General features: G+C 47.3%; 16 protein-coding genes. 15 read left to right on the top strand and 1 reads right to left on the bottom strand.

Translation table 11 applies throughout. From position 1 onward, the window contains the following. Positions 1 to 172: 172 nt before the first annotated feature. The 5 genes from MKY28_RS27650 to MKY28_RS27670 are packed head-to-tail and all read left to right on the top strand — an operon-like array spanning position 173 to position 3,720. Positions 173 to 640, top strand: a complete 468-nt coding sequence (locus MKY28_RS27650) for a hypothetical protein (protein ID WP_340937554.1) — start codon at positions 173 to 175, stop codon at positions 638 to 640. After that, positions 640 to 924: a hypothetical protein gene (locus tag MKY28_RS27655; protein ID WP_036671603.1), complete on the top strand. Its 285-nt coding sequence runs from the start codon at positions 640 to 642 to the stop codon at positions 922 to 924. The genes MKY28_RS27650 and MKY28_RS27655 overlap by 1 nt, the downstream gene beginning before the upstream one ends. Positions 925 to 928: 4 nt before the next feature. Then, a complete protein-coding gene (locus MKY28_RS27660; protein WP_340937555.1) occupies positions 929 to 2,329 on the top strand; it encodes a glutathionylspermidine synthase family protein in 1,401 nt (466 codons plus the stop codon). Next, positions 2,311 to 2,715, top strand: a complete 405-nt coding sequence (locus MKY28_RS27665; RefSeq protein WP_017691702.1) for a DUF350 domain-containing protein — start codon at positions 2,311 to 2,313, stop codon at positions 2,713 to 2,715. Before MKY28_RS27660 ends, MKY28_RS27665 begins: the two co-directional genes overlap by 19 nt. 57 nt (positions 2,716 to 2,772) lie before the next feature. Next, a complete protein-coding gene (locus MKY28_RS27670; protein WP_340937556.1) occupies positions 2,773 to 3,720 on the top strand; it encodes a nucleoside hydrolase in 948 nt (315 codons plus the stop codon). Between the two features lie 79 nt (positions 3,721 to 3,799). On the opposite strand, the gene MKY28_RS27675 is transcribed toward MKY28_RS27670, so the two are convergent. Beyond that, positions 3,800 to 4,279 carry a heme-degrading domain-containing protein gene (locus MKY28_RS27675; RefSeq protein ID WP_340937557.1) on the bottom strand — a complete coding sequence of 160 codons (480 nt, stop codon included), beginning with the start codon at positions 4,277 to 4,279 and terminating at the stop codon, positions 3,800 to 3,802. Between the two features lie 226 nt (positions 4,280 to 4,505). Between MKY28_RS27675 and lspA the strand changes: the two genes are divergently transcribed. From lspA to MKY28_RS27725, 10 genes are all read left to right on the top strand, one after another. Continuing rightward, a complete protein-coding gene (gene lspA, locus MKY28_RS27680; RefSeq protein WP_036606631.1) occupies positions 4,506 to 4,997 on the top strand; it encodes a signal peptidase II in 492 nt (163 codons plus the stop codon). Between the two features lie 310 nt (positions 4,998 to 5,307). Continuing rightward, the gene (locus tag MKY28_RS27685) at positions 5,308 to 6,498 is read left to right on the top strand and encodes an ABC transporter substrate-binding protein (protein WP_445670938.1); all 1,191 of its coding nucleotides are present in this window, start codon (positions 5,308 to 5,310) and stop codon (positions 6,496 to 6,498) included. Positions 6,499 to 6,522: 24 nt separating this feature from the next. After that, a complete protein-coding gene (locus MKY28_RS27690) occupies positions 6,523 to 7,389 on the top strand; it encodes a carbohydrate ABC transporter permease (RefSeq protein ID WP_036606633.1) in 867 nt (288 codons plus the stop codon). Then, positions 7,389 to 8,216: a carbohydrate ABC transporter permease gene (locus tag MKY28_RS27695; protein WP_076251848.1), complete on the top strand. Its 828-nt coding sequence runs from the start codon at positions 7,389 to 7,391 to the stop codon at positions 8,214 to 8,216. The genes MKY28_RS27690 and MKY28_RS27695 overlap by 1 nt, the downstream gene beginning before the upstream one ends. Positions 8,217 to 8,784: 568 nt before the next feature. Further along, a complete protein-coding gene (locus tag MKY28_RS27700) occupies positions 8,785 to 10,542 on the top strand; it encodes a cache domain-containing sensor histidine kinase (protein ID WP_340937559.1) in 1,758 nt (585 codons plus the stop codon). Beyond that, positions 10,539 to 11,333 carry a response regulator transcription factor gene (locus MKY28_RS27705; RefSeq protein WP_340937560.1) on the top strand — a complete coding sequence of 265 codons (795 nt, stop codon included), beginning with the start codon at positions 10,539 to 10,541 and terminating at the stop codon, positions 11,331 to 11,333. The genes MKY28_RS27700 and MKY28_RS27705 overlap by 4 nt, the downstream gene beginning before the upstream one ends. Before the next feature lie 114 nt (positions 11,334 to 11,447). Beyond that, on the top strand, positions 11,448 to 12,767 hold the full coding sequence (locus tag MKY28_RS27710) for an extracellular solute-binding protein (RefSeq protein WP_036671596.1): 1,320 nt from the start codon (positions 11,448 to 11,450) through the stop codon (positions 12,765 to 12,767). Between the two features lie 38 nt (positions 12,768 to 12,805). After that, positions 12,806 to 13,687, top strand: a complete 882-nt coding sequence (locus MKY28_RS27715) for a carbohydrate ABC transporter permease (protein WP_036606643.1) — start codon at positions 12,806 to 12,808, stop codon at positions 13,685 to 13,687. 216 nt (positions 13,688 to 13,903) lie between these two features. Further along, positions 13,904 to 14,767: a carbohydrate ABC transporter permease gene (locus MKY28_RS27720; RefSeq protein ID WP_036606719.1), complete on the top strand. Its 864-nt coding sequence runs from the start codon at positions 13,904 to 13,906 to the stop codon at positions 14,765 to 14,767. Between the two features lie 236 nt (positions 14,768 to 15,003). Then, entirely contained in the window at positions 15,004 to 16,413 is a 1,410-nt protein-coding gene (locus MKY28_RS27725; protein ID WP_076251839.1) for an MATE family efflux transporter, read from the top strand. The last annotated feature ends 112 nt before the right edge of the window (positions 16,414 to 16,525 follow it).

Below are 16,525 nucleotides of genomic sequence, written 5' to 3' on the forward strand. Positions count from 1 at the left end.
AATTAAACCATTTTGATCTATGTCTAGCCTTGATTTGAAGCAGCTAAAGGTACTATGAAATTGATTCACTAGTGTAACTTTTTTCCTTCGGATGCGTTAAATACGTTTGTATGAATTGAAACGGCTCACCTAAGAGCTCGCAAAAAGGGAGGTTATCGGTATCTATTATTCATTGACGTATCGGAGTTGGTCGGATGATCGACAAGCGGAGACAGGGGTGCTGGAACAGACTTCAGTCACACGAGATGAACTGTTCATGCGCAAACTGGTGGATGCCACCTTGGTGAAAAACAAACTCTGGGCGCATCTGTCCAATGAATGCCAGGATGGGCGGGAACATGCAGTATATGTAACGCCATATGACCAACAGATGCCGGATGTGTACGGTGCGGCGATTGCGGACGCTGCGCTGGCAATGTGCAAAATGTCCTCCATGTACAGTGCAGAGTATATGCTGTGGAATGGAAGATCATTTCAGGAGTTGGAGCTCACAGCGTCATCCACCTATACGATGGAGCTTGCCGAGCAACTGCTGGACCATTACATGGTTCGCAGTGGCAAGACGTATGAGTTCCTGTATTCCGTGCTGGATGCAGATCGCAAGAAAGTATTGTTTTATATGAAAGAGGTGGATCTGTGATGAGTGACCAAGAGCGGGGGCAAGCATCGAAACCCGGGTCAAAAGCAAAGCTGGTTGCTTTCTCCCTGATGCTGGCGGTTCCTGCCGTGTTATCCGGTTGTGGCAGCAACAATGATGAATGTGACCCGGAGTATGATACCGGATGTGAATATGATTCCAGCAGTGGGCACTATTACTACGGTGGGTCGTCATATCGAAGCAATAAGGACAGTAACAGCTCCTATAGCAAATCCAAGTCCAAATCAAGCGGCTTCGGTAGCTTCTTCCGCAGCTCGGGAGGATAACCGGATGAGGCAAGTGGTTCAACTGCCGTTAAGTCACGAAGAGGTATTTCAGGGTGAAACGGAACAACAGATTCCATATCATCGAATGTACGGGAAGCAATATTGTGTGCCAGCATTAACGGTCTACTCTCCCTCGGAGGTGCTGGAACTGCATACCGCAGCCGAGGCGGTAGACGGCATTTACTGTAAAGTGATGCGATTTATCCAGCAATATATGCCGGATTCTTTTTTAGAGCATCAGTTGGGTATTCATCCGGGGCTTATCCCGGCGGCACGTATGGAGTTGGTAACTGGAGGCATTACCCGTCAGGACTGGATTATCGGAGAAGCTGGGCCCAAGTGTATTGAAAATAATACGGACACTCCAACGGGCATACCGGAGGCTGCTGCATTGGAAAATATCCTGGTCGGTCTTGCTGAGGATGCCGCGTTAACTGCGCCATCTGCCGAGATGGATACACGTATTCGGGAATGTTTCAAGATGTGGCTGGAATTCTATACAGAGCAGGGATTAAAGGGTCCGGTGACATTCACTTCTTTTGGTGAACATGTCGAAGACCGAACGAATACGGAATACCTGATGAGACGTTGTCAGGAAGCGGGATACGAAGTCTTCTATGCTCCACTTGAGGAACTGGAGATTGTTCCGGGAGAGGCGCTTTACCATAAGGGTCGGGAGATTAATCTACTGTATCGCCTTTATCCACTGGAGTATCTGATCGATGATCGGGATGAGACGACAGGGGTGGAGATTGGGGCTGCGCTGCTTGAACTTGTACGGGAGGGACGACTAGGCCTGATGAATCCGGTTCAGCATGTACTGATGCAGAGCAAAGGTTTCATGGCGGCAATCTGGTCGCTCTACGAGCGGAACGAGCAAACCCCGGAATATTGCGGGTTTACCCTCTTTGATGAAGCAGAGATGGACGTGATTTCCCGATATCTGCTGCCCACCTATTTTTCGGCAGAGCCTTTCGAGCTGAACGCCACGCCATATGTAGCGAAGAGTTATTGGGGGCGCGAAGGCAGAGGAACTCTTTTGCTGGATGAAGGAACGGACAATGCCTTTGGAAAGCAGGATATGGAGCATCCTCTTAACGAGGCGCTGGAATCCAATCTTGCATCTGGGGCAACAGACGAGGATGAAGAGATCACAGCTTATTACGAAAATCAGCCCAAAATCTATCAGCAACTGGTTCCGATGGAACAGGTTGTGATCGAGACGGAAGCTGGAGCATACAGCGGCTATCTGCTTACAGGGGTGTTTGTTATCGGTGGGCGTTTGGCTGGGATACTACCACGGGTCGGGGAGAAAGTAACCGGAGATATGGCCTATTATTGCGCGGCTACGGTTCGTGAACGGATGAATGATGAGGAGGAGAAGGAATGGAAAACTTGGGATTAAACCTCGTGAATGTGGCGGTGGGTGTAGGCATTCTGCTGGTGGTATTGGTATGTGGATATTTCGCTTTTAGCAAATTGACCCGGTATAACGATAGTGAGGAAATCGCCAAAGGTAACGAGGCGGCAGGCATGTACATGGGCAGCAAATTGCTGGGGCTGTGTATTATTGTGGGCATGGTATCTTTCTCGACGCATTCGTGGCTGGATATGCTGCTGTGGTCGGCGTTTGGAATTATTGTGCTGTGCCTGGTCTATATTATATTTGATTTCCTGATTCCGAAGATGCGGGTGTGTGACGAAATTGCACGAGGCAATATGGCGGTAGCACAGCTGCTGCGTTCGATTATCATCGGCGTTTCCATCGTCATCGGTACGTTTTTGATGTAAAATAAGACATAGTGTTTTATGGAGTTTACTATCAAACGGAAGAAGGAGCGCGGCATCATGAGAAGAGTCATCATCGATACAGATACAGCAGGAGACGATACGATTGCGATCCTGACGGCATTGCATCACTTTCAGGTGGAAGGCATCACCATTACGGGCGGTAACGTACAATTCGACCAGGAGGTTGAAAATGCCCTGTACACGGTACAGGTTGCTGGACATGGCGGCAAGGTACCTGTGTATAAAGGTTGCGAGCGTCCGCTAATGGCCTACGGTAAAGCTCAGCACCGCACAGTGGAAGATGTGCATGGCAATGATGGCATGGGCGGCGCGCATTTCCCGAAGGCGGATCAGCGTCCCGAGAGCGGGCATGCGGTTGATTTTATCATTGAGAAGGTGCACGCACATCCGGGCGAAATTGAACTTCTGGCGATTGCCCCGTTGACTAATATTGCAATGGCGATTCAGAAAGACCCTACGATTATTCCGGAGATTGCTCACCTGTACATCATGGGCGGAACGAATAATGCACTGGGCAATATCACACCGGCGGCGGAGTATAACTTCTACGTGGACCCGGAAGCAGCGAAAATTGTACTGCATGCAGGCATTCCAATCACGATGGTTGGCTGGGAGATGTGCACGCAATATTCAGTGATGGACGATGACGATCATGCAGAGATTGCGGCTCTGGGTACATCGGGTGCCGATTTCTTCACTGCAATCAACAAAGTGGTTATGCAGTTCAACAAGTCGGTACATAAACTCAATGGCACCACTCATCCGGATACATTGTTGATGGCTGTAGCGGCAGATGAATCCATCATGACCAAGTCGGGTCAATATTATGTGGATGTGGAAGCGGCAGGAGAACTGACACGTGGATACAGTGTGGTTGATATCAACGGACGTTTTGGCAAAGAGCCGAATGTACGTGTCTGTGAAGCCATTGATCGGCCCAAATTCAAATCTATGCTTCTGGACGTTCTCTCAGCGATCCAATAAAACGCAAGAATTTAACTGCAGGAAAAAGAAGAAAATCCGTGCCTATCCCAGGTACGGATTTTTTATTGCCTATTTTAATCTAACTCTGCTGCAACAAAAACGAGCGAATGCCTGTCGTGACCAGATCATGGTCTTCCTCATCAGGCAAACCCGATACTGTAATGGTGCCGACCTGTCCCTCATTTTCCAGAATCAGCGGGAAAGCACCACCAGCCAGAACATAGTCCGATGCAGGCAGATTGAAGTCTTGCTCAAGTGTCTGGTTTTCGCTTCTCAACCGCAGGGCGGTATGCCAAGAACTGGAGGAGAAATGATTCACCACGTTGTTTTTGCGTCGAATCCAGTCTTCGTTGTCGGGATGAGTGCCTTCCATCGCATGCAAAAAGAGACGATGCCCCTCCAGGGTGATGTCGATGGTCACGGCTTGGGAACGACGCTTCGCTTCTTCAACCAGATGCAGGCCAAGGTTAAGTGCCATTTCAGAATCAAATGTGTCAAATACCAAGTCCTTTTCTTCCTGTTGCATTTCCTTTAATTTCTCTGTCGTGGTCAGGTTCAAATTACAGGCATCCCCTTTACGTATATGATTGATGTCTACATTCGACATGGATTAGTGTAGTCCCTTCTGGATGCAGTCTGAACGATGTTAGTGGACGTTATTTGCGTGGTTAAAGACCGTTCATTTGGAGACCGTACATCGGCTGTGGTAAAGTGAAGGGAAACTAATATACATAACTCTTAAAGTTAAAATAAGTTATTGCTACGTAGGCAGGAGGAGAAGCACGATGCTGTTTTATTTTGTAGCACTGCTGGTGACTTTGGTGGACCAGGGAACCAAGATTGCAGTGAGGATGTATATGGAAGTTGGCGACGTCATGAGACTGGGTAACTCAGGCATGCAGTTACAGCATTACGAGAACAGTGGAATGGCGGGCAGCATGTTTCAGGGAAATGCGCGTTTGTTTGGTGTGATTGCTGTTCTGTTCATAGCAGGCATGCTGTATTACCGGAGTAAAGGTGAGATTCGCGGTTTCTGGATGCAAGCTGGCGCGGGTTTTATGGTTGGCGGGGCGTTGGGAAATGCAATCGATCGATTTATCTATGCCCGGGTAACGGATTTCCTCGTATTTCCGTCAGGACGCGGGATTTTGAATCTCGCTGATGTCGCAATTAACATCGGTGTGGTCATGATTATCATTGGCATGTTGATTCGTGCATATCAGAGTTATCGGGCCAAGCGTTTACGTAATGCTTTGCCGAAAGCAGAACGTTCGTAATAGGTTGGATAAAAGCGTTACAGTGGCTGAATATAAGCTTATTAAATGAGGGACATTGGATATCATCCAGTGTCCTTTTTGTTATGCCTGATTCAGGTCATGGGAAGAACTGCCGTGATTCATTTTTACCGAAACCGTTTTAGAAATAATAAAGACCTATATCATCCATTCAGATTGAAGTCGGTTTGGAAGGATTAACCAAATGGTTATTTCACCATTTGAATGGGTAAATTCTTACGTATAAAGCTGAGGGAGGTACAACATGAGAACAACGCTTACCAAGGCTCTCGGGACAATGTTGCTGTGTGGAATGATGGCTGTACTTTTATCTTCCTGTACCAGTGGAGATAGCGCGAATGGCAAAGTGCAGATTGAATTTTTCCAGAACAAGCCTGAAGCCAAAACAACCTTTGATGAATTAATTAAAACGTTTAATGCGGAGCATGACGATATCCAAGTGACACAGGTGAATCCGCCCGATGCGGAGACAGTACTGAAGACGCGTGTCGTCAAAAATGATATCCCGGATATTATGGCCATGGGGGCAACCGACACCTATTCCATTCTGGCCCAGAGTGATATTTTCACCGATCTGACGGATAGCACATTACTCCAGACGATTGATCCGAACTACATACAAATGCTGAATGATCTCACAGGTATGGACGAAGTGACTGGTATTCCTTACGCGACTAATGCAAACGGCATCATGTACAACAAAACGCTGTTTAAGGAAATGGGATTGGATGTGCCCAAGACGTGGGATGAACTCATTACGACCGCCCAAAAGATTAAGGATGCAGGTGAGATTCCATTTTATTTCACATACAAGGATGACTGGCAGACGAGCCTGCCGTTCAATGCACTAGCCTCCAATCTGGTCGGTATTGATTTCTACCAAGAGCGACGCGATAACAAAGTGACGTTCAAGGAGAAGTACCGCGAGGTAGCTGAGAAGCAACTGGAACTCATGAAATACGGTCACGGCGATAACTTTGGTAAAGCTTATTCGGACGGTAACCGTGCCTTTGCTAACGGTGAAGCCTTCATGTACATCCAGGGAACCTGGGCCATCTCGGAGATTCGCAAAGCGAACCCAAATGTTGACATCGGTTTCTTCCCATTCCCTACGGGCAACGATGCAAGCGAGATCAAGCTGGTGAACGGGATCGACTCCCTGTTTACCATTGCGGAGGACACGCCTAATCGCGAGCAGGCAGAGACGTTTATTGCGTTTCTATTAGAGCCTGAAAATATCGGAAGATACATTGACGAACAGACGCTGTTCTCTGCGGTAAAAGGCGTGAAGCAGGATGATCCTGCCGTACAGGAATTGATGCCTTATATCGAGAAGGGCAAGGTTATTGACTTTCCCGATCACTATATTCCGGCTGCCGTGCAGCTGAATTCCATCGTACAGTCCTTTTTGCAGAACCAAAACATCGACAACTATCTAGATACACTCGACAAAGAATGGGACAAGGTTGCTAATCGGCGCTAAGCCTTGTCAGAAGGAGGATGGAGTATGAACAAGCGTATCGCACCTTATTACTGGATGACGGTTCCGGCGGTTGTATTGTTCTTTGTATTTATGACGCTGCCGGCCCTCCAGGGCATCTATTATTCATTTACGAATTATAACGGATTCGGGAAAGAGTATGATTTTGTTGGTTTCAAAAACTATTTCAACTTGTTCCAGGATGACAATGTAGGCAATGCCTACTGGTTTACGTTCAAATTTGCGATCGTGGTGACGATCCTGACCAATATTCTGAGCCTGCTCATTGCACTCGGGCTGAATGCCAAGATTAAGTTCCGTAACTTTTTCCGCGGAATCTACTTCCTGCCCAATATTCTGAGTGTGCTGATCGTAGGTTACATATTTAACTACCTGTTCTCCAACGTATTCCCGATCTGGGGACAAAATCTGGGCATCAATGCGCTATCCACCAACATTCTCGGCAGCGAGAGTCTGGCTTGGATCGGTATCGTCATTGTTGCAGTATGGCAATCGGTGGCCCTGAATACAATTCTGTATTTGGCTGGTCTGCAAACGATACCAACGACACTATACGAGGCATCCAACCTCGACGGCGCAGGCAAATGGCGTGAATTCTGGAGTATTACCTTCCCGCTCATTGCTCCATTCTTCACCATTAATATGGTGCTGGCGATGAAAAATTCACTTATGGTCTTCGACCAAATCGTAGCCTTGACCAACGGTGGTCCCGGACGGGCGACGCAGTCCATCTCCCATCTGATCTACACCGGTGGATTTGAAGGCGGCGAATATGCATATCAATCTGCGAACTCGGTTATTTACTTCATCGTTATTGCGGTGATTTCAATCCTGCAAATCCGGTTCCTGCAAAGAAGGGAGATGGATCTGTAATGAGAAGCCGTACACGAATCAATTGGCCCGTTATGTTGCTTGTTGTGTTGGGTACCTTGTTTATCCTGTTCCCATTGTATATGACCGTTACGATTGCTTTGAAAAATCCGGAACAGATGGCCCAATCGGTCTTTGCCATTCCGACCACACTTCATTGGGAGAATTTTGCGAGGGCCATCGACATGACAAACTTCTTCCAATCGTTCCGTAACAGTGCAATCGTTACCGCATCCACCGTGCTTTTGACGTTGCTCAGTAACTCGATGGTAGCCTATGCGATTGCACGGAATATGGAGAAACGCAAGTTTTTCAAAGGACTCTATTATTACTTCGTTAGCGCGATGTTCATTCCGTTCCCAATCATCATGCTGCCGATTGTTAAACTGACCGCATCGCTGGAGATGACAAATCTGGTAGGTCTGATTCTGCTTCACACGGTCTATGGTCTGGCATTCAACGTATTTGTGTACGTTGGATACATCCGTTCCATTCCGGTAGCGCTGGAGGAAGCGGCATTTGTGGATGGGGCGACAACCTGGGGCACGTTCTGGAAAATCATTTTCCCGCTCATGGCACCCATCAGTGCCACGGTTGGTATTCTGACATGCCTATCCACGTACAACGATTTCTTGCTGCCACTCATTATTATCAGTGATCCGGGACAATACACGCTGCCGCTGGTACAGTATGTATTCCAAGGACAGTTTAATACCGAGTTTAACCTTGCGTTTGCATCCTACTTGCTCGCGTTACTGCCGATGATTATCATCTACCTGTTTGCGCAGAAGTGGATCATCAACGGGGTTACACAAGGGTCTGTAAAATAACTGAAGATGTGTCACAGAAAAGGATATGTGTGAAGGGATGTGAACAAAGAGAGGTGGACTTTAAAAGTCCCCTCTCTTTTTTTTGATCCTTTTCATTTAACGTTTGGGAACTCTTCGGGAGGATTGATTAACCTGTAAAACTATGCTATTTTTTAGTCGTTAGTTTAATCGGTAAACAAAGGCTAAGAGAGAAGAAGAGTAAGTTTTATTTCTGCAAGCGCTTTAACTATATAAATTGAACTAAAAATTTGCACGAGAACGGAGAGGGCAGAAATAACCTGAAAAAACGGAGCTAAAAGCTTTCTGAAAGAAAGATGCATCGGAAGCATATGCTTCGCCTTTATCACCGGATTTTCCCCTTTAAAAAGGGAATCAAAAAATCTGGGGATAACAGCGATTGGAAGGTTATTCTGTCATCGTAGTGGCTAGTGTAAATATTCTTTTGTTCATTTTATATAGAAGAACTGAATAGGTAGATAATCCGGCATCGTTTGTACCCAGTCTTCAAGAGCACGGGCGTAAGGTGGTGGGTTCTTTTACATGCCAAAAAGAGAGGAGAATGGGGAAGTTGCACGGGAAAAAAGGACATTTTAACTCACTTCGGAATCAGATCTTCATTGGTTTTGTTATGGTGATGCTTGTTGTTCTTTTGCTCGCAGGCATATCGGCCTATGATCGGGTAGCTGCCCTGCTGAAAAGCAATGCGGAGAAACATATTCATCAAACCGCCGTCCAAGCCAGTGGAAGATTGGATGCACTCATTGCACAAGTGAATTCGCTGACCGCCCAAGTGGCGGATGATTCATACGTGCAGCGTCTGCTTAGCGATGAGAAACAAGGCAACCCGGCAACCTTTAATCAGCGCCAAGCTCTCTTGCAGATTGCAGGCAGTTATCAGTCTTTCATCAACGGAGCGCAGAGTATGGAGATATACACCACGGGTTATAACCGCATCTTTCCGATGGATGACCGATCCCTCGATCTCAGAGTGGAGCGCAACTGGATCAACCTGGCGGATGAAGGAAAAGGCAGACTGGTATGGGCAGGCGCTGACCCTGAAGATCCGGGTGTGCTCCTGGCTATTCGGCGGATTAACCTGCTGGATCATTCTTTCGAACATGGAGGTTATGTGGTGGTGCGGATGCAGCGCAGTTTTTTTCAACTCAATGATTCGAATGGGACAGATGGTTCGCAGGACTCTATCATGCTCTTGGATGGGGCAGGCGAAGTGGTGACTTCCGATCTGGAGATTAATCTCAATCCCAAAGCCATATTGGACAGCGGATCAGTCGTGCAGAACGGGGAGGAATCCTATATCGTCGTCCGGCAAAAATCGGAGTTAACGGGATGGACACTTGCTGTCCTGACCCCGCTGCGGGAGACAACGGAAGGTGTATCCATCCTGAGAACAGCGTTGCTCGTCTCGGGAATGATTGGTGTTGTTTTGTTCCTTATCATGTCCTTCTTTCTGTCCACAATGATTACACGTCCACTCATACGGCTGATGCGGGCCATGCGCAGTGCACAGCCAGGAGCAATGAGACCTAATCTAATGGTCAGCTCTACGATGGAGATCAATGAACTCAACGACGTATATAACCAGATGGTCTACAGGCAGAATGAATTGACCCGTGTGGTTCATGAGAAGGAAGTCATGCAGTCCCGGGCTGAGCTGAAGGCGTTGCAGTCTCAGATTAATCCCCATTTTCTATTCAACACACTGGAGGCATTCTATTGGTCCCTTGAGGAGAAGGGAGACGAGGAGATGGCACGTATGGTTGTGGCCATGTCCCGATTATTTCGTTATATCATCTCCAGTTCGCAGCAGGATGAATGGGTTACGATTGCCGACGAGCTGGAACACGCCGAGCGTTATCTTCAAATTATGCAGATGCGGTTGGGAGAGAGAATGCAATGGGAGATTCAGCTGAGTGATACGGTGCGTAAGGTCGCAATACCGAAACTGCTCATACAGCCCTTAGTGGAAAATGCGATTCTCCATGGGATTGAAAGTAAACTGGGCCCGGGAAAGATAAGCGTCCATGTGGATGCTTCGACCGAGGAGAATCTGGTTCGCATTGAGGTTCGGGATGATGGTCCCGGTATGGATGAATCACGGCTTCAATCTGTAATTCATGCCTTACATGGTGGCCCCGCTGTATCTAACAAGGGTACAGGCGTAGGTCTAATCAACGTACATCGGCGACTGAAGCTTTACTTTGGCAGCCAACTTGGCGAACGTTGCAAGCTTTCTATAACAAGTAAGGTTGGGGAAGGAACTGTCATTTGCTTTGAGATTCCCATGGGAACGGAGGGGTGCATATGATTCATGACAAAACGATTCTTATCGTGGATGATGAGCCGCGTACAAGAGAGGGTATTCGCAAAACACTGGAAGGATGGTCGGCAGGACGAAATCACATTCAGACTGCAGAAAGTGGCGTCGAGGCTGTGGAATGGCTCAAGAAAAAGCCGGCAGATCTGTTAATAACGGATATTCGCATGCCGGAATTCTCTGGCTTGTCTCTGATTGAAGCCATTCAGCACTTTTCGAACAAGCCTGTTGTCCTGATTATGTCTGGACATGCCGATTTTCAGTATGCCCAGCAGGCCATTAAGTTGGGTGTTGTGGAGTATATGTTGAAACCGATTGATAAGGAACAATTGCTGCAGACCGTCGAAAAAGCCTTGAAGTTTAGCGAACAACAGCGACGTATTCAAACGATGCAGGAAATGGTTGACCCTAAGTTGCTGGATGTTAAAGAGCGCGGGGAGCAGAGGCTCAATAGCCAGATCAGTGAAGCTTTGGCCTATGTGGATGCCCATCTGGGTGAACATGTGACCATGCGTGAAATCGCTGATCTACTCCATCTCAACTCCAGTTACTTCAGCGTATTGTTCAAGGAACAGATCGGCATCAATTTTAGTGAATATCTTACCCGCAAACGCATTCAGCGCGCGAAGGAGTTGCTTGTACAGACAACGATGCCCATCTCGGAGATTGCCGAACAGGTGGGTTATCAGACGGATAAGTATTTTATCACAGTATTTAAAAGTCTTGAGGGGCTTAGTCCAAGCAAATATCGGCATTCCCTATCTGAACGAAATAACAAATAACCTCAAAAAAGTGGAGTTTTTCCAAATTACTCTGGTCTTATAGGTGTGATAGGCCCGTGCTACAATTTGGTTAAAGCGGTTACATTAACCGAAAAAACCAAGGGGGTTGGAATAATGAGCAAAAAGACGATGGCCATTCTTCTGTCATGGACGCTGGTTCTCGCCGTAATTTTATCCGGATGTAACAGTTCAAGTTCGGATGAAGAGGGTGAAACAGGCAGCAACGGCACAGATGGGAAAGTAACCCTCAAATTCATGCACCTCTGGCCAGCAGGCAGTTCCGCACAGCAAAACAAACTGGTCAACGATATCATCAAGCAGTATCAAACGGATCATCCGAATGTAACCATTAAGCAGGAAGTGCTGGAGAATGAACAATATAAGAACAAATTGAAAATTCTGTCGGCATCCAATGAACTTCCCGATGTTGGTGTAACTTGGGCTGCTGGATTTCTGGAGCCTTATGTGAAGGGGAACCTGTTCGCACCGGTCGATGATCTGCTGAGTGACTCGCTGGGCGAGAAATTCATAGCCGGAACAACAGAAGCTTATGCGATAGACGGTAAAACATATGCGCTACCAATTGAGTTGAATATCTCCCCCATTTATTATAACAAAGCCATTTTTGCAAAATATAACTTGCAGCCGCCAGCAACGTACGATGAATTCCTGAGTGTGCTGAAGACATTGACAGAGAACGGTGAGGTTCCGATCGCACTGGGCAATAAAGACCGCTGGACCGGCTCACTCTGGTATATGTATCTGGCGAATCGGTTAGGTGGAGATGCACTGGAAAAGGCGATCAATGGCTCTGGCAAGTTTGATGATCCTGCGCTGACTCAAGCTGCTGCCGAGGTACAAAAACTGGTGGATATGAATGCTTTCAACAAAGGCTTCAACGGGTTGTCTAACGATGAGGGCAAATCCGAATTCATGAACGAAAAAGCTGCCATGTATCTGATGGGTACCTGGGAACTGCCAAACTTTACGACCAACCCGGACATCCCGCAGGAATTTAAAGACAAGATCGGATTTTTCAAATTCCCAACGATGGAAGATGGCAAGAGCGATATTAACAGCTGGGTAGGTGGTCCAGGTGTAGGACTGTTCGTGGCCCAGAACTCCAAAGTGAAGGAAGAAGCGCAGAAGTTTGTGCAATACTTTGTGGAAAAATGGGGTGAAAGTTCGGTAACTGAAGCAGGCGTCATCCCGGCTACCAAAGTGGATACGGCGGCAGTACAGCTGCCACAGCTCTATATTGACCTGCTGAACGAATTGAACCAGGCCAGCAGCCTTACACTCTTTGCAGATGTACAGATGAAACCGGCAGCCGCTCAGGCACATCTGGACATGATTCAAGCATTGTTTGGCAAAGCGGTGACACCAGAGGATTTTGTGAAGAATCATCAGGCTGCAATTGATAAAGGCAATTGACGTACACGTGCTTGAACGCTTGAAGGGAGGATAATGTGATGGACAAAGTCATGTCTAACCGTCTCGTTGCTGCGTTGTACGTGCTTCCTGCACTGCTTCTGCTGCTGGTCTTGGTCTACATCCCGATCGTGCTCACCGGGTATTATGGGTTGATGCAATGGGACGGGATCGGTGCAATGACCTTTATTGGATTGGATAATTACGCCAGACTGCTTCAAGACGGGACATTCTGGCAGAGTGCGAACCATACTTTTTTGCTTGCTTTGTTCTCTGCGCTGAGTCTGATCGGTTATCTGATGATTGCTTTGGTGCTGTCAGGCAAGATCAAGGGGGCCAATCTGTTCCGTAAAATATATTTGATCCCGATGCTGCTGTCTTCGGTCGCGATCGCCCAGTTATGGCTGAAGATCTATCATCCCAGCAATGGTGTGCTAAACACCTTTCTGGAAGCGATCGGCTTCAGCAATCCGCCAGCCTGGCTGGCGGAGCCATCCCTGGTGTTGTATGCACTGTTCGTGCCGATTCTATGGCAGTATGCAGGCTTCTATATTTTGATCTATTATGCGGCCCTCAAAAATATTCCGGAATCTCTGGTGGAAGCAGCCCGGATTGATGGAGCAAGCCCTTGGCAGATCGCTTTTCGAATCAAGCTGCCCCTTATTACAGAAGTCATCAAGGTGACTGTGGTACTGGCTGTGGTAGGCTCACTCAAGTATTTTGATCTCATCTACGTGATGACCGATGGCGGACCGAATGGTTCCAGCGAAGTGATGGCCTCCTATATGTATCGTCAGGCGTTCCGTAGCTTCGACTTTGGTTACGGCAGTGCTGTAGGGTTCTTCCTGCTCTTGATCTGTCTGCTTGTTACCTGGCTGCTTCGAAAAGCGACAGCATCCAAAGATACGATCCAGTATTCCTGACGCTAGTTCGTGTCTGAAAACTCGCTGAAGTGCATCTTTTACCGCCTTTTCGCCCCCTGCTGCGTCACTTTCCCTTGACGTGCCCCGGCACGCCTGCGGAAAATTTCCTTGCTTGGAACGAAAATTCGGCAAAATCTGCCACCTTCGGAGTTTCCAGACACGCCCTAGTGAAATGAAAGGAGGTCCATCCCGGTGAAGACGGATACGGCCGTTAGATTGCCAACTTACCCGGGGACAAGCCGAGGTTCGGCATGGTTAAGGAGATTTGGCTATATTCTGCTGTATTTCCTTTTGTCCCTGGTAGCTTTGCTGCAAATTTTACCTTTGGTATGGCTACTGTTGTTCTCGCTTAAAAATAATCAGGAAGTATTCGACATGGCGCCTTTTTCCCTTCCTGCCACTCCGCGTTGGGAAAACTATGTCAAGGTATGGACAGAGGGAAATATCAGCTTGTACTTCTTCAACAGTGTATGGATTACGGTGGTCTCGGTGGTGATCACCGTGCTGTTCGCCAGTCTGGTGACCTTTGCCATTACACGTATGCGCTGGAAAGGTCGTTCGCTGGTGCTGGGGCTGTTCATGGTGGGTCTGATGATCCCTGTACACTCCACGTTGATCCCGCTGTTCAGCTTGTTCCTGAAGCTTCATCTCACAGATCATCCTTTGTCAGTCATCCTGTCTTATATTGCCTTTAATATGCCAATTACCATTATGATTCTACTTGGATTCTACTACGCTCTCCCCCGGGAAGTGGAAGAAGCCGCAGTGATGGATGGTTGCTCCGTGCATCGGATTTTCTTTCGGATTGTGCTGCCGATGACGTCTTCGGTCATTTCCACAACGGCGATCATTAACATGATCTATAACTGGAATGAATTCATCTTTGTTAATACGTTCATCAGTACAGATTCGTACAAAACCCTGACTGTTGGGGTACAGAACTTTATTGGTCAATACACAACGGATTGGGGAGCCATTGGTGCAACGCTGATGATTAGCATTATGCCAATCCTGATTGCTTTTCTCATCTTGAGTAATCGAATTGTGGAGGGCATTGCTGCGGGTTCTGTTAAAGGTTAAAAGGTTGAGGGTCCAAGGTCCTTCCATTACTTGCTTAAAAGCGAGTTGGGAGGGGCCTTTTTTGTCTTCTGAAACCTCTGATAAGCTTACGGAAATGGGGCTTTATGAAAGCAGTGAAAATACCTATTTATGGAATTACAAAAAACTTTCAACTATTTTCGCAAAACTACTGCATTTTCAAACCACCTGTGCTAACATACCCTAAGAATTAAAGCCCACATGGGAAAGGTGAGAAAATGACAGCAATATCCTCAACCAAAGAGTCCCTTCGTTCTGATGCCAAGGATCTGAATCTGATTCGACTTACATGGCCTATTTTCTTGGAACTCTTCTTATTTATGTTGATGGGGAGCGTGGATACGCTCATGCTCAGCTCGGTGTCCGATAATGCGGTCTCCGGCGTTGGAGCAGCCAATCAGATTATTTCTATCGCTATACTTGTATTGGAAGTCATTGGACATGGTGCTGCGATTGTAGTCGCACAATATATCGGATCCAAAAAGTTAAGTGAAGCAGCACAAGTTACGGGTAATGCGATCACACTGAATCTTATCGTAGGTCTGGTCCTGAGCGGAATTTTCCTTCTGTTCGGAGGACATTTGTTATCACTCCTGAACATTCAAGGCGAAATTTATGATTTTGCCCGTTCGTATATAAATATCGTTGGTGGCGGTATCTTCCTTCAGGCGCTCATTAATGCGCTGGCTGCGACGATTCGTACACATGGTTACACCAAAGAAACGATGTATGTTGCTGTATTCATGAACGTGATTCACGTTGTTGGTAACTATGCATTGATCTTTGGACACTTCGGCCTGCCGAAGCTTGGGGTGGAAGGGGCAGCGATCTCCACAGTGGGAAGCCGGTTTATCTGCCTGCTGATCTTCTTCTGGTTGTTGTATCGTGTGAGCGAGGTGCGGGTGGATTTTGAATACTACATTAAGTTGTCCAAGAAATTCATTGGCAAAATTCTGCGGATTGGCATTCCGTCTGCGATGGAATCGATGGTATATCATTCCTGCCAGCTCGTGTTCACGCTGTATGTGACCTATCTGGGCGCAGAAGCTATGGCAACCAAGCAGTATGCGGGTAATATCTCCAGCTATATCTACTTGTTCAGCATGGCGATTGGTATGGGGACATCGATCATTGTAGGTCGGCTTGTGGGTGCGCGGCGCAAAGACGATGCGTACAAACGTGTTTTTGACAGTGTAAAATGGGCCCTTCTTGCCACGGTTATCATTGATGTAATCATCATTTTTTTCCGTGTACCGCTGATGAGCATCTTTACGGATAATCCGGAAATTATCAAGCTGGGGGCTCAAGTGATTCTGCTCAGTCTTTTGCTCGAAACCGGGCGTACCTGCAATATTGTGATCATTGGTTCCCTGCGTGCGGCAGGGGATGCAAAGTTCCCGGTATACATGGGTCTGATCTCCATGGTCTGCATGAGTCTGCCTCTGGGATACCTGCTCATATTCAAGCTTCATCTGGGGCTCGCTGGTGTGTGGCTTGCCATTGCGGCGGATGAGTGGACCCGCGCGGTCATTATGTACTTCCGCTGGAAGAGTAGAGCTTGGGAGAAACATGAACTGGTGGAGCATGATGATGAAGAGACCGTTCCTCAGACTGTTCCTGCCGTTTAGGACAGCGAACACTAAAATTATCGATCAATCATCACTGAGAAAGGGAGCAACGATCCTTTGCTCGTTTTTTTGTTGAGCCAAGGATCAAGCTTCAATTTCCAAAATAATGACC

This window comes from Paenibacillus sp. FSL R5-0473, from assembly GCF_038004565.1.
GTDB lineage: Bacteria > Bacillota > Bacilli > Paenibacillales > Paenibacillaceae > Paenibacillus > Paenibacillus amylolyticus.

Coding starts and splice junctions, on each gene's coding strand:
- MKY28_RS27710 (WP_036671596.1), top strand. CDS start 11,448: ATGAGCAAAAAGACGATGGCCATTCTTCTGTCATGGACGCTGGTTCTC.
- MKY28_RS27670 (WP_340937556.1), top strand. CDS start 2,773: ATGAGAAGAGTCATCATCGATACAGATACAGCAGGAGACGATACGATT.
- MKY28_RS27660 (WP_340937555.1), top strand. CDS start 929: ATGAGGCAAGTGGTTCAACTGCCGTTAAGTCACGAAGAGGTATTTCAG.
- MKY28_RS27695 (WP_076251848.1), top strand. CDS start 7,389: ATGAGAAGCCGTACACGAATCAATTGGCCCGTTATGTTGCTTGTTGTG.
- MKY28_RS27685 (WP_445670938.1), top strand. CDS start 5,308: ATGATGGCTGTACTTTTATCTTCCTGTACCAGTGGAGATAGCGCGAAT.
- MKY28_RS27665 (WP_017691702.1), top strand. CDS start 2,311: ATGGAAAACTTGGGATTAAACCTCGTGAATGTGGCGGTGGGTGTAGGC.
- MKY28_RS27690 (WP_036606633.1), top strand. CDS start 6,523: ATGAACAAGCGTATCGCACCTTATTACTGGATGACGGTTCCGGCGGTT.
- MKY28_RS27655 (WP_036671603.1), top strand. CDS start 640: ATGAGTGACCAAGAGCGGGGGCAAGCATCGAAACCCGGGTCAAAAGCA.
- MKY28_RS27705 (WP_340937560.1), top strand. CDS start 10,539: ATGATTCATGACAAAACGATTCTTATCGTGGATGATGAGCCGCGTACA.
- MKY28_RS27715 (WP_036606643.1), top strand. CDS start 12,806: ATGGACAAAGTCATGTCTAACCGTCTCGTTGCTGCGTTGTACGTGCTT.
- MKY28_RS27725 (WP_076251839.1), top strand. CDS start 15,004: ATGACAGCAATATCCTCAACCAAAGAGTCCCTTCGTTCTGATGCCAAG.
- lspA (WP_036606631.1), top strand. CDS start 4,506: ATGCTGTTTTATTTTGTAGCACTGCTGGTGACTTTGGTGGACCAGGGA.